Annotated in this window: 12 protein-coding genes; 7 read left to right on the forward strand and 5 right to left on the reverse strand. The window is 57.0% G+C overall.

Annotation, left to right across the window (positions count from 1 at the left end):
* Positions 1-198: 198 nt before the first annotated feature.
* Both lptG and lptF read right to left on the reverse strand, forming a co-directional pair.
* On the reverse strand, positions 199-1,260 hold the full coding sequence (gene lptG, locus RHM65_RS00670; RefSeq protein WP_322167862.1) for an LPS export ABC transporter permease LptG: 1,062 nt from the start codon (positions 1,258-1,260) through the stop codon (positions 199-201).
* Positions 1,253-2,374, reverse strand: coding sequence for an LPS export ABC transporter permease LptF (gene lptF / locus RHM65_RS00675; protein WP_322167861.1), 1,122 nt, complete (start codon positions 2,372-2,374; stop codon positions 1,253-1,255). The genes lptG and lptF overlap by 8 nt, the downstream gene beginning before the upstream one ends.
* A 336-nt stretch (positions 2,375-2,710) precedes the next feature.
* Here lptF and RHM65_RS00680 point away from each other — a divergent pair, with 336 nt between their 5' ends.
* The 5 genes from RHM65_RS00680 to rlmF all read left to right on the forward strand — a co-directional run bounded on the left by RHM65_RS00680 (position 2,711) and on the right by rlmF (position 9,309).
* Positions 2,711-4,198, forward strand: a complete 1,488-nt coding sequence (locus RHM65_RS00680; RefSeq protein ID WP_322167860.1) for a leucyl aminopeptidase — start codon at positions 2,711-2,713, stop codon at positions 4,196-4,198.
* A 56-nt stretch (positions 4,199-4,254) separates the two neighbouring features.
* Complete coding sequence (locus RHM65_RS00685; protein ID WP_322167859.1) at positions 4,255-4,683, forward strand: DNA polymerase III subunit chi; 429 nt, start codon at positions 4,255-4,257, stop codon at positions 4,681-4,683.
* Between the two features lie 7 nt (positions 4,684-4,690).
* Positions 4,691-5,152: a DNA polymerase III subunit chi gene (locus RHM65_RS00690; RefSeq protein ID WP_322167858.1), complete on the forward strand. Its 462-nt coding sequence runs from the start codon at positions 4,691-4,693 to the stop codon at positions 5,150-5,152.
* Between the two features lie 162 nt (positions 5,153-5,314).
* A complete protein-coding gene (locus RHM65_RS00695) occupies positions 5,315-8,161 on the forward strand; it encodes a valine--tRNA ligase (RefSeq protein ID WP_322167857.1) in 2,847 nt (948 codons plus the stop codon).
* A 179-nt stretch (positions 8,162-8,340) separates the two neighbouring features.
* A complete protein-coding gene (gene rlmF / locus RHM65_RS00700) occupies positions 8,341-9,309 on the forward strand; it encodes a 23S rRNA (adenine(1618)-N(6))-methyltransferase RlmF (RefSeq protein WP_322167856.1) in 969 nt (322 codons plus the stop codon).
* 99 nt (positions 9,310-9,408) lie between these two features.
* Here the strand turns inward: rlmF and RHM65_RS00705 are convergent, their stop codons facing one another.
* On the reverse strand, positions 9,409-9,690 hold the full coding sequence (locus RHM65_RS00705; RefSeq protein ID WP_299829188.1) for an HU family DNA-binding protein: 282 nt from the start codon (positions 9,688-9,690) through the stop codon (positions 9,409-9,411).
* 414 nt (positions 9,691-10,104) lie between these two features.
* Here RHM65_RS00705 and yejK point away from each other — a divergent pair, with 414 nt between their 5' ends.
* Positions 10,105-11,106 (forward strand): nucleoid-associated protein YejK, encoded by a 1,002-nt coding sequence (gene yejK / locus RHM65_RS00710; RefSeq protein WP_322167855.1) that lies wholly within the window; start codon positions 10,105-10,107, stop codon positions 11,104-11,106.
* A gap of 92 nt (positions 11,107-11,198) precedes the next feature.
* Entirely contained in the window at positions 11,199-11,549 is a 351-nt protein-coding gene (locus tag RHM65_RS00715; protein WP_322167854.1) for a glutaredoxin family protein, read from the forward strand.
* Between the two features lie 6 nt (positions 11,550-11,555).
* Here RHM65_RS00715 and RHM65_RS00720 read toward each other — a convergent pair whose 3' ends face one another.
* Both RHM65_RS00720 and RHM65_RS00725 read right to left on the reverse strand, forming a co-directional pair.
* A complete protein-coding gene (locus tag RHM65_RS00720) occupies positions 11,556-12,488 on the reverse strand; it encodes a glutathione S-transferase family protein (protein ID WP_322167853.1) in 933 nt (310 codons plus the stop codon).
* A gap of 84 nt (positions 12,489-12,572) precedes the next feature.
* Positions 12,573-12,893 (reverse strand): GIY-YIG nuclease family protein, encoded by a 321-nt coding sequence (locus tag RHM65_RS00725; RefSeq protein WP_322167852.1) that lies wholly within the window; start codon positions 12,891-12,893, stop codon positions 12,573-12,575.
* Between the last annotated feature and the right edge of the window lie 76 nt (positions 12,894-12,969).

Raw genomic sequence — 12,969 nt, forward strand, 5'->3', positions numbered from 1 at the left:
GCATTTATTCGGGAAGCGTTATACCTGACACATTTCAAAGGGCGATATATCAGGCAGCGCGGCCTTGCTGAAATACCGCGCGGAGCCCTTCCCGAATGAATTCAGTCCCACGGATTCTGGCGATGCACAGATTTTTGTAAGAGCTGCCGAAGGCTGCGATCAGTCCGCACGGCGGCCCCTATAGAGGGAACAGCCGCTTTACCCCGCCCGACGCAACAACCAGAGCCCGGCAATAGCGCAAATCCCGGACGGCACCAGCACCGCGAACAGTGGTGAGAAGCCGAACACCAGACTCGACGGCCCCAGCAGGTCTTGGGCGATGCGGAAGGTAAAGCCCACCAGCACGCCGGTAAACACCCTTTGGCCCAGGGTCACTGATCGCAACGGTCCGAAGATGAACGAGATGGCCATCAACACCAAGGCCATGGTCACCAACGGCTGCAAGACCTTCGTCCAGAAGGCTAGCCAGTAACGACCGTTGTTCAAACCCTGCTCCGCCAGATAGTGCGAATAACTCCACAGTCCGGAAATCGACAGCGAGTCCGGCGGCAAGACCAGCGTACTCAAAAGCTGTGGGCTTAATGTCACACCCCAGCGCTCGCTCGGGCTGGTTACGATTTCAGTGCTGTCACCATGGAATACCGTGGTGGTCACGTCTTGCAGTTGCCAGTGGTCCTTCTCAAACTTCGCGTGTTTGGAAAAACTAGCGATCTGCATATGACGCTGATCGTCGAAGCGGTAACGGGTCACGCCATACAGCACACCGTTAGGTTGCACGGCGTTGATGTGAATAAACTCCTCGCCCTCGCGGTGCCATACGCCGTATTTGCTGCTTTGTGCGTCGCCGCCACCTTGCGCCAAGGAGCGGTTGGACTGAGCCATGTCTTCGCTGACCGGGGCAACATATTCGCCAACCAGTACGCCAGCCACCATGAGCAACAGCATCGGCTTCATGACCGCCCAGACAATGCGCCCAACCGACACGCCAGCCGCTCGCATGATGGTCAGTTCGCTGCTGCTGGCCAGACTGCCGAGCCCCACCAGACAGCCAATCAACGCCGACATCGGCAACATCTCATAGACCCGTCGAGGTGCCGTCAGCAACACGAACGAGCTGGCGTCCATCAGAGTGTAGGTGTCGCTGATGTCGCCCATTTCATCAATGAAAGCGAACAGCGAGGCCAGGCCCAAAATGACACCCAGTACACCCAGGATCGCGACTAAAACGCTTTTGCCGATATAACGGTCAATTTTAACCACGGGTCACCTCCTTCGCGTCGCGGCGACTCGCCATGCCCAACCGCAGAGATTCCCAGTACAGCAACAGGATGCCGATGGACAGAAACAGCGCATGTACCCACCACAAACCAAAGACTATTGGAATCTTGCCGCGCTCAAGCGCTCCGCGCGCAGCAATCAGGATGGTGAGATACGCCATATAAAGAAGAATCGCCGGAAGCAGTTTGAGGAAACGCCCTTGTCGCGGGTTGGCCTTGGAAAGCGGCACGGCGATCAAGGTAACGATGAAGACCAGCAACGGCAGCGACAAACGCCATTGCAGTTCTGCCTTGGCGCGCAAGGTGTCGTTACCGATCAAGTCGCGCGTAGGGATGGCTTCGCGGTCGGTGACTTCTTCACTGATTTCCGGCTTAGGCAATACAGCGCCATAGGTGTCGTACTTGATGGCGCGGTAGTTCGCCTCGCCGGGATTACCGTCGTAGCGGTAACCATTTTCCAGAATAAGGTAACGGGTGCCGTCAGGCTTGACCTCTTGGCGCCCCTTTTCGGCAACCAGTACGGAAATACCCTGGTCCTTTTTGCCGTCGCTAGACAAGCGCTTTTCAGAAATAAACACACCGCCGAGCTGGGCGCGGTCTTCGGACAGGGTTTTGGTATAGGTAATCCGCGAACCGTCACGCAGCGCCTGGAAACGCCCCGGCTCCAGAGTGTCGAACTCGGTCATTGCGTCTTGTTGGTTGACGATCATTGCGACCTGCGCGGCGCCTTGCGGTGCCAACCCCAAGCTCAGCCAAGTGACCACCAGGGCCACAACGGCCGCCGGGGCCATGGTCATCCACAATAAGCGTTGCTGACTCATGCCGGTCGCCGCCAGTACGGTCATTTCGCTTTCGAGGTAAAGGCGACCGTAAGACAGAAGAATGCCCAGGAACAGCCCCAACGGCAAAATCAGTTGCATGAAACCTGGCAGGCGAAAGCCCATGATCATGAACAGCACGCCGGGATCGAGCGCACCTGATGCGGCTTGAGCCAGGTACTTGATGAAACGTCCGCTCATGATGATCACCAGCAACACAGCGCTGACGGCGCTCATGGTCACCAGCACTTCTCGGGACAGATAACGAAAGACGATCAAACCAAGACACTCCAGGATTGTCAGGCACAGATGGCCAAACAAAAAACGTATCAGCCACGATGACTAACGGCTCGCAGAGACGAACCACCAAAAAAATATGCGGCATTATCCTGTGATTGAGGGTGTCTGTCACTGCGCGGTCTGCATAGAAGCGCGAGACTCTGTGTGCGACGACGCCGTAGTGAGTAAAAACCTGGCACGTGAAGGGTTGTCAGGGTCCGTTAGTCAGGGTCAAACTGCGGGCCTTGCCGCAGGCATCACCGGTGCGAAACAACGCGCTGTGACTGTGCGCTTCATTCTTTCTGCGAAAACCCACCGTTTATCGGGGACCCCGACATGGAATTTGTTGTTAAAAGTGCTAGCCCAGAAACCTTGAAAACCGCCACGCTGGTTCTCGCCGTCGCCGAAGGTCGCGTGCTTAGCGACGCGGGTAAAAGCCTCGACACCCTGACCGGTGGGGCGATCGCCGCTGTCCTGAAACGTGGCGATCTGGCGGGCAAAGTCGGGCAGAGCCTGTTGCTGCACAACCTGCCTCACCTCAAAGCTGAGCGCGTGCTGTTGGTGGGCGTGGGCAAAGCCGGCGAGTTGTCTGACCGTCACTTTCGCAAAGTCGTCAGCAGCACATTGTCCGTATTGAAAGGCCTGGGTGGCAGCGATGCCGTGTTAGTTCTTGATGGGCTGGTTGTGAAAAATCGCGACACTTACGGTAAAGCACGTTTGCTGGTGGAAACCCTGGCGGATGGCGAATACGTGTTCGATCGTTTCAAGAGCCAAAAAGCCGAACCGCGCGCGCTGAAAAAAATCACCCTGCTGACCAGCAAAACCACTCAGGCGGATACTGAGCGCGCAGCCATCCATGCCGCTGCCATCGCAACGGGCATGGCGTTCACCCGCGACTTGGGCAACCTGCCGCCAAACATCTGCCACCCGAGCTACTTGGCTGAAGAAGCTAAAAGCCTGGGCAAAGAGCACAAAAACCTCAAGGTCGAGATTCACGACGAGAAGAAGCTCAAAGACTTGGGCATGGGCGCGTTCCTCGCCGTTTCCATTGGCAGCGCCCAGCCTCCGCGCTTGATCGTCATGAATTACCAGGGCGGCAAGAAAACCGACAAGCCATTCGTGTTGGTAGGCAAGGGCATTACCTTTGATACCGGCGGCATCAGCATCAAGCCTGCCGCTGGCATGGACGAGATGAAGTTCGACATGTGCGGTGCCGCCAGTGTGTTCGGCACACTGCGCGCTGTGCTTGAACTGCAACTGCCGATCAACCTGGTGTGCCTGCTGGCCTGTGCCGAAAACATGCCGAGCGGCAGCGCCACTCGCCCTGGCGATATCGTCAGCACCATGAGCGGCCAGACCGTCGAGATTCTCAACACTGACGCCGAAGGCCGTCTGGTGCTGTGTGACACCCTGACCTACGCCGAACGCTTCAAGCCCCAGGCAGTCATCGACATCGCAACCCTGACCGGCGCCTGCGTCGTTGCCTTGGGCGGCCATACGTCCGGACTGATGGGTAACAACGACGAACTGATCGGGCAATTGCTCGACGCCGGCAAACAAGCCGACGACCGTGCCTGGCAATTGCCGTTGTTCGATGAATACCAAGAACAACTGGACAGCCCGTTTGCTGACATCGCCAACATTGGCGGCCCCAAAGGCGGCACCATTACCGCCGGTTGCTTCCTGTCACGCTTCGCCAAAGCCTACAACTGGGCGCACCTGGACATCGCCGGCACTGCATGGTTGAGCGGCAAGGACAAAGGCGCCACTGGCCGTCCGGTTCCATTGTTGACTCAATACCTGCTCGACCGCGCTGGCGTGTAAAACGCTTCAGGACGTATCGGCCGCCCGGCTGATACGTTCTGCGCTCTGGAACTGACATGACTCAAGTCGATTTTTACATCCTACCCAGCGCCGATCCTTCGGCACGCCTGGATTTCGCCTGCAAACTCAGCGAAAAAGCCTGGCGCCTCGGTCATCGGGTCTATTTGCATTGCAGCGATGCCGCTCAGCGGGAGGACCTCGACGCACGGCTGTGGCGCTTCAAAGGCGAAAGCTTCGTACCGCACGGCAACGCCGAGGACGATCAGGAGGCTCCGATCGTACTGGGACTGGGCGATGACCCAGGGCAACATCAGGATTTGCTGGTCAATCTGGACCTGCGTATCCCCGAATTCTTCAAGCGCTTCGCCCGTGTGGCGGAAGTAGTAGTAGAAGATCCCGCAATTCGTCTGGCCGCACGAGAGAGTTTTCGCTTCTATCGTGAACAGGGCTATCCTCTGCAAGATCACCGGTTACAGCGTCTCTGAGCACACGATGGATACTCCAAAACCCCTGAAAGACTCCGCGCATTTGCTGGATGACCTCGAGTCGATCCGCCAACTGCTCGGTGATGATTCATTGCAACCGCCCTTGCTGACCGACAGCGTTAAGAGCGACGTGCAAATCCCGTTGTTGTTCGATGTGGTCGGCGCTCAAACAGCGACAACGGCCAAAGTCCAAGCGGCCGAAAGCCCTTTTTTCGACGCCGAACCTGTTGCGCAGGTTGCCAATATTGAAGACGACGAAGCCGACATACCGACCTTAATACCGGAGCCGACCGTCGAGCCAGCCGCGCCGAACCCGGATCTACTGCTGCACTTGGACAACGAACTGCGCGCCGCCGCGCAATTGATCATGCAAGACGTGATTGACGACTTCGCCCCCCACATAGAAACCGAAATCAAACGCCGGCTTGATGCCAGGATGGAGCGGCTATTAAGCCAATACCCGTCTTGAACACCGCATAAAACCGTAGGACCTGCCGGAGGCAGCGATAGGGTTTACAGCCGTTCGCAGCCTTCGGCGGCGCCTACAAGACCTCAGCTTGTGGCTTGAAACTGCCCCTCCCGCTATACTTGCCGGCTTTCCTGAATTAATGCCAATAGGGTCCAGCCGCGCATGGAAAAGACCTACCAGCCCCACGCCATTGAAACTTCCTGGTATCAGACCTGGGAGTCCGAGAATTATTTCGCTCCGCAAGGCGCTGGTGACCCGTACACCATCATGATCCCGCCGCCGAACGTCACTGGCAGCTTGCACATGGGCCATGGTTTCAACAACGCGATCATGGACGCCTTGATCCGTTTCCGCCGCATGCAGGGTCGCAACACTCTGTGGCAGCCGGGCACCGACCACGCCGGTATCGCCACGCAAATGCTAGTGGAGCGTCAGATCGAAGCCCAAGGCCTGAGCCGTCATGATCTGGGTCGCGACAAATTCCTCGAAAAAATCTGGGAATGGAAAGATCAGTCCGGCGGCAACATCAGCCGTCAGATTCGTCGCCTGGGCTCGTCGGTGGATTGGAGCCGCGAGCGCTTCACCATGGACGACGGCCTGTCCGAGTCGGTGAAAGAAGCGTTTGTACGCCTGCATGAAGACGGTCTGATCTATCGTGGCAAGCGTTTGGTCAACTGGGACACCAAACTGCACACCGCTATTTCCGATCTGGAAGTGGAAAACCACGACGAGAAAGGTTTCCTCTGGAACCTGCGTTACCCACTGGCCGATGGCGCGAAAACCGCTGATGGCCTGGATTACCTCGTTGTCGCTACCACCCGCCCGGAAACCATGCTCGGCGACGCCGCCGTTGCCGTTAACCCGGAAGACGAACGCTACAAAGCCCTGATTGGCAAGTTCGTTGAACTGCCATTGGTAGGCCGCCGCATCCCGATCATCGCTGATGACTATTGCGATCCTGAATTCGGCACCGGCTGCGTGAAAATCACCCCAGCCCACGATTTCAACGACTATGAAGTCGGCAAGCGCCACAACCTGCCACTGTTGAATATTTTCGACAAAAACGCCGCCGTGCTGCCTGCTGCGCAGGTGTTCAACATCGACGGCACGCTGAATGAGCTGATCGACGGCACGCTGCCCGCCGTCTATGCCGGTCTTGATCGTTTCGAAGCGCGCAAACAAATCGTTGCCGCCTTTGACGCCGCTGGCCTGCTGGTCAGCGTCGACGACCATGCGCTGAAAGTGCCCAAGGGCGACCGCTCCGGGACCATCATCGAACCTTGGCTAACCGATCAGTGGTACGTCTCCACCAAGCCGCTGGCTGAGCCGGCCATCGCAGCTGTGGAAGATGGCCGCATTGCGTTCGTGCCCAAGCAGTACGAAAACATGTACTTCTCGTGGATGCGTGACATTCAGGACTGGTGCATCAGCCGTCAGCTCTGGTGGGGCCACCGGATTCCAGCTTGGTACGACGAATCGGGCAAAGTCTATGTCGGTCGCGACGAAGCCGAAGTCCGCGCGAAGAACAATCTCGGGCCAGAGGTTGCGCTGCAACAAGACAACGACGTTCTAGACACCTGGTTCAGCTCAGGACTGTGGACCTTTTCCACCCTCGGCTGGCCGGAACAAACCGAAGCGCTGAAGACCTTCCACTCCACTGACGTGCTGGTCACTGGCTTCGACATCATTTTCTTCTGGGTCGCCCGGATGATCATGCTCACCATGCACCTGGTGAAAAACGAAGACGGCACACCGCAAGTTCCGTTCAAGACCGTTTACGTTCACGGTTTGGTCCGCGATGGCCTTGGTCAGAAAATGTCCAAGTCCAAGGGCAACGTTCTTGACCCGCTAGACATCATTGACGGTATCGAGCTGGAAGACCTGGTCGCCAAGCGCACCACCGGCTTGATGCAGCCAAAACTGCAGAAGAAGATTGAAAAGCAGACCCGTGACGAGTTCGCGGACGGCATCGCCAGCTACGGCACTGACGCCCTGCGCTTTACATTCTGCTCGCTGGCGTCCACCGGCCGCGACATTAAGTTCGACATGGGCCGCGTTGAAGGCTATCGCAACTTCTGCAATAAAATCTGGAACGCAGCCCGCTACGTTCTGGACAAAGGCGAAGATTGCGGCCAAAACGGCGAAGCCGTTGAGCTGTCGCTGGCTGATCGCTGGATCATCTCGCAATTGCAGCGCACTGAAGCCGAAGTGACCCGACAATTGGATCAGTTCCGCTTCGACCTCGCCGCACAGGCGTTGTACGAGTTCATCTGGAACCAATATTGCGACTGGTACCTGGAGCTGTCCAAGCCCGTGCTGTGGGACGAAAATGCCCCGGTCGAGCGTCAGCGCGGCACTCGCCGTACGCTGGTTCGCGTGCTGGAAGTGGCGTTGCGTCTGGCTCATCCGTTCATGCCGTTCATTACCGAAGAAATCTGGCAGCGCCTTGCGCCGCTGGCAGGTGTGACTGGCAAGACGATCATGTTGCAACCGTGGCCAGTGGCAAACGAAACGCGCATTGATCAGGCCGCCGAAGACGACATCGAATGGCTTAAGGGCCTGATGCTGGGCACTCGGAATATTCGTGGGGAAATGAACATTGGCCCAGGCAAGCCACTGCAGTTGTTCCTCAAGAACGTTAGCGCCGAAGATCAACGCCGCCTGACCGAAAACGATTACCTATTGAAAAAACTGGCCAAGCTTGAATCTATTACGGTGTTGGCTGCCGGCGCAGAAGCACCGCTGTCTGCGACAGCATTGGTCGGCGAAATGGAAGTGCTGGTACCGATGGCCGGTTTGATCGACAAGGCCGCTGAGCTGGCGCGTCTGGACAAAGAAATCCTGCGCCTGCAAGGTGAAGTGCAACGCGTGGGCGGCAAGCTGTCCAACGCAGCGTTCGTCGACAAAGCGCCACCTGAAGTGATTGCCAAGGAACGCGCCAAATTGACCGAGGCTGAACAAGCCTTGGGCAAGCTGGCGGAACAACACGCACGCATCGCCAGCTTGTAACGGCGACATCAAAGCTGGCTCGTTCGCGGGCCAGCTTCTCTGTAGGAGCGCGCTTGCCCGCGATATGGCCAGCCCAGACACCAAAGGTTTTGATCATGAAACACGGTGCCTGACCCACAGCAATCGCGGGAAAGCGCGCTCCTACAGCGTGGTGCACCTGCATTACAGAATTGAATTCCATGACCACCCCAGACAAACCGAAAGCCACGATGCACCCGCGCAACCGTCACCAAGGCCGTTACGATTTCCCGAAGCTGATCAAAAGCAGCCCCGAGCTGGCCGAGTTCGTGGTGGTCAATCCCTACGGTAACGAAAGCATTGATTTCGCTAACCCATCGGCAGTGCGGGTGTTCAACCGCGCCCTGCTCAAGTCGTTCTACGGCGTCGCGCATTGGGACATCCCGGCCGATTACCTGTGCCCACCGATTCCAGGCCGCGCCGATTACTTGCACTTCATGGCTGACCTGTTGGCTGAGAGCAACGACGGCGTGATTCCACGCGGCGCGTCGATTCGCGCACTGGACATCGGCATGGGCGCTAATTGCGTCTATCCATTGATTGGCCACAGTGACTACGGCTGGCAGTTCCTCGGTTCGGAAATCGACCCCACGGCAATCTCCGGCGCCACCGCCATCGTCAAATCCAACAATCTGCAGAAAGTCATCAGCCTGCGCTTGCAAAGTAACCGCAAACAGATCTTGCTCGACCTGCTGCACAGCGAAGAGCGTTTTGACCTGAGCGTCTGCAACCCACCGTTCCACGCCTCATGGGAAGAAGCGCAACGCGGCAGCCAACGCAAATGGCGCGCCTTGGGCAAGGCTGACCCGAAACGCAAGTTGCCGGTGCTGAACTTTGGCGGGCAATCACAGGAATTGTGGTGTGAAGGCGGCGAAATTGGCTTCGTGACGCAGCTAATCAACGAAAGCAAACACGTGCCACAACAAGTGTTCTGGTTCAGCACCTTGGTCTCCAAGGCCTCGAACTTGCCGTTGATTCAAAGCACGCTGAAGAAAGCCGGTGTGTTCGACAGCCGTGTGGTGGAGATGTCTCAGGGCCAGAAAACAAGCCGCTTCGTGGCCTGGACCTTCCTCGACAACACGCAACAGCGTATCTGGCGCGAGAAGCGCTGGGCCGCAGCCAAAGCCTGATATTTTCAGTGCATCACACAGAAAAAGCCGTGCTCGGAGTGACCCGAAGCACGGCTTTTTTACAGCAAGATCTGGTTGCCGGTCAGGGCAAACGAATACTTACTTGTTCACCGAATCGCTAAGGCTTTTGGCCGGTACGAATTTGATGACTTTTTTAGCAGCGATTTCGATGGCAGCGCCAGTCGAAGGGTTACGGCCGGTGCGAGCTGGACGCTCAGTGACTTTCAATTTGCCAATGCCTGGCAAAGTGATTTCAGCGCCGTTTTCCAGTTGATCAGCAACAATCTGGCCCAATTGCTCAAGAGCATTACGCGCGGTGGTTTTTGGCGCGTCGATAGCTTCGGCGATATCGGCGATCAATTGGTCTTTAGTCATTGCCATGGTGGTGTTCCTTCCCTATCTAATTCATTTGGATTGCAGAATGTGGCGTCGGCCCGGGGCCAGGCAATAAACCTGGCCCTCACGTAGCAGCCACGATCAATCGCGAACTGTAGATGCTGAAACCGGGTTTTGGTTCGACCTGACGCTTACAAACTGCGTGCTTAGCGCCCTTCAAGTGCGCAAGACGGGGCAAAACTAGCACAGAGGCAATCAAATATCCGCCCCTACCTACCCATTTGGTCAGCTTTAGAGCGTTAAACGGTAAAAAATACGTTAGAAACACTCAAAACCGACCAAAACCCGCCGTGCGCCGGACACATCTACGCCGCCCAAGGTGCGTTACACTTGCCGACTTTGAATTGAGCGCAGGCTCCCCCGCCGCTCTTCATCTATGACTTTCCAACCGAGAAGCCCATGCCGATCCGTCATTGCATCGTTCACCTGATCGAGAAAAAACCCGACGGTACGCCAGCGATTCTGCACGCCCGTGAGTCAGAACTCGCCGAGTCTCAGGCCATCGAGAACATGCTTGCTGACCTCAACGAGAGCTACAACGCCAAACAAGGCAAAGCGTGGGGCTTTTTCCATGCTGAGTCCGGGGCACACCCGTTCAGTGGCTGGCTCAAAGAGTATTTGGACGGCGGCAAGGATTTCACGGCATTCAGCAAGATCGCCGTTGAACACCTGCAAAAGCTGATGGAAGAATCCAACCTGTCGGTCGGTGGCCACGTGTTGTTCGCGCACTACCAGCAAGGCATGACCGATTACCTCGCCATCGCCCTGCTGCACCACAGCGAAGGCGTGGCGGTAAACGCCGAGCTAGACGTGACGCCTTCGCGCCACCTCGACTTGAGCACCCTGCACCTGGCGGCACGCATCAACGTCTCCGAGTGGCAGAACAACAAGCAGTCCAAGCAATACATTTCGTTCATCAAAGGCAAAAACGGCAAAAAAGTATCCGAATACTTCCGCGACTTCATCGGTTGTCAGGAAGGCGTCGACGGCCCTGGTGAAACCCGTACCTTGCTCAAGGCGTTCAGCGATTTCGTAGAAAGCGAAGACTTGCCAGAAGAGTCCGCGCGGGAGAAAACCAAAACCTTGGTGGATTACGCCAGCGCCCAAAACAAAATGGGCGAACCCATGGGCTTGGAAGAATTGTCCGGCTTGATCGACGAAGAGCGCCCACGAGCGTTCTACGATCACATCCGTAACAAGGACTACGGCCTGTCCCCGGAGATTCCGGCGGATAAGCGCACCTTGAACCAGTTCCGTCGCTTCACCGGCCGCGCAGAGGGCCTCTCCATCAGCTTTGAAGCGCACCTGCTGGGCGACAAGATCGAATACGACGAAGAAGCCGGCACCTTGATCATCAAAGGCCTGCCCACCCAACTCACTGATCAGCTGAAACGCCGCTGAAGAATCGATCAGCCCCTATCAAACCGCGAGACCGAATATATTCGGGAAGCAGCCGGCGCGGTACATCAGACAGGCTGATAAAAGGTAACCCCATGCTCGTCCGCACACTGAAGAAGTTCGTGTTGATCATGCTGGTCGTGGTCGCTTACCAGAACTGGGGCAAGATTGAGCACTTCTTTAGCCCTGACACCGCAGTGGCCAGCCAAAGCCAGGCGCACGCCAAGGTTGTGCTGTACGCCACCGACTGGTGCGGCTACTGCAAACAGACGCGGCGCTTCCTCGACAGCAAAGGCATCCCGTTCAAAGAGTTCGACATCGAAAAATCCGTCGAGGGCCGCAAAGCCTATGAGGCGCTGGGCGGACGCGGCATCCCGATGATCGACGTCAATGGCACACTGATCAGAGGGTTCAGCCCGGATGAGATATTGGCGGCTTTGAAGTAGCTCGACTCAACGCGCCTCAATCCGAAACCCCAGCCGCGGAAAATGCACATGCACCACGCCCGTGTGTTCATGGTCCCGGCGCAGGATCAATTCTTCGCGACCGCTGAACACTAACTCACCTTCAATCGGATCAACGCCATAATCGATGGCTGAGATAACAACGTTCTGACCTGGCGTAAAACCGTTGGGGTCGGTGAAATCTTCGTCTGGCAGGGCGGCGGGTGTGGCGTTTCGGGCAATCTCAAGTGCGTCGGTGGAACTCAACGCGTTGAACGCGCCATGGCCGAGGGCTTCCACTCGCTGGTACCAAGCGGTAATCGCCGGGTAGTCGTCAACCAGCGGCGCCGTAACGGATCCCTGTTTGACGAACCACAGCGGGTGAGCCAAGGCGAGGTCGGCAATCGACGGTTTACCAAACAGGAAGTCACCGTTGCGCTCAAGTTGTAACTCCAGACGCGCCATCAAGGTCGGCCATTGGTGCTTGGCCTGCTCCAATGTAACCCGCACGGCATTACCCCCCGAGAACAGCCCAGCACGATCAACCATGAATGCTTTGACGCCCTCAGGTGGCAGTTTTGCAAACCGCTGCGCCGCAGAAGCGGGTTGTAAGGCCAGGCTTACGGCGTGCAAGAACATCACCGAATCAGCCCAGGCCGCGAAACTTGCCACGGTGAACTCCTGACCTTCAGGAAAGAACGCCGGCAAGGCTTTTTCTTGCTCCAGCCGACGGGCAATGATGGCGGTATCACAATAGATGTCAGCGCCCACTTGCAGCACGGGGGTTTTGCGATAGCCACCGGTCAGGACAGTCAGATCAGGTTTGGGCATGATCGGGGAGATCATTACCGAACGCCATGAGAGTCCTTTGAAACCCAGCATCAAACGGGCTTTTTCGGAGAAAGGGGACGTTGGATAGTGATGCAAGATCAGCTCTGACATGGTCGGCTCCGCGTGTGGGTGGAAAGCCTGAAGCTTACCTCCCCGCGCGAGGCGAGCCTATCCACTCAGCCTGATAGCCAGTCATCACGACGGTGGATGAATAACGCTTTGAGGTGCGACAACGAAGCTCGACACCAGTGCTTCTTTCGCGCTTTTTTTCAACTGTTTGATCAAGCGCTCTTGGCGCAGAGCTTCACCCTTGTCGAAACACGCTTCGATGTAAACCAGCGCGACCGCCGGGCTAGAGTAGAAGAAGCGTGCGCCTTTGCCACGTTGATGAGCCACGAAGCGACGATGGGGATCGTCGCTTATTCCGCAGTACAACGAGCCATTAGCGGCGCGCACCAAGTAGACGAACCAAGGCTTGGCGGCGCTCGCGTCAGCGCTGATGGAAGAGGTGGGCATTTGGCTAAGAAACAACCGCTGATACAGAAGAAGCTAGCGATTTTAGCAGATGACCCACCCTAGAACCGAAAGCCTT

The organism is Pseudomonas sp. CCI4.2, assembly GCF_034350045.1.
In the GTDB taxonomy this organism is placed as follows: Bacteria; Pseudomonadota; Gammaproteobacteria; order Pseudomonadales; family Pseudomonadaceae; genus Aquipseudomonas.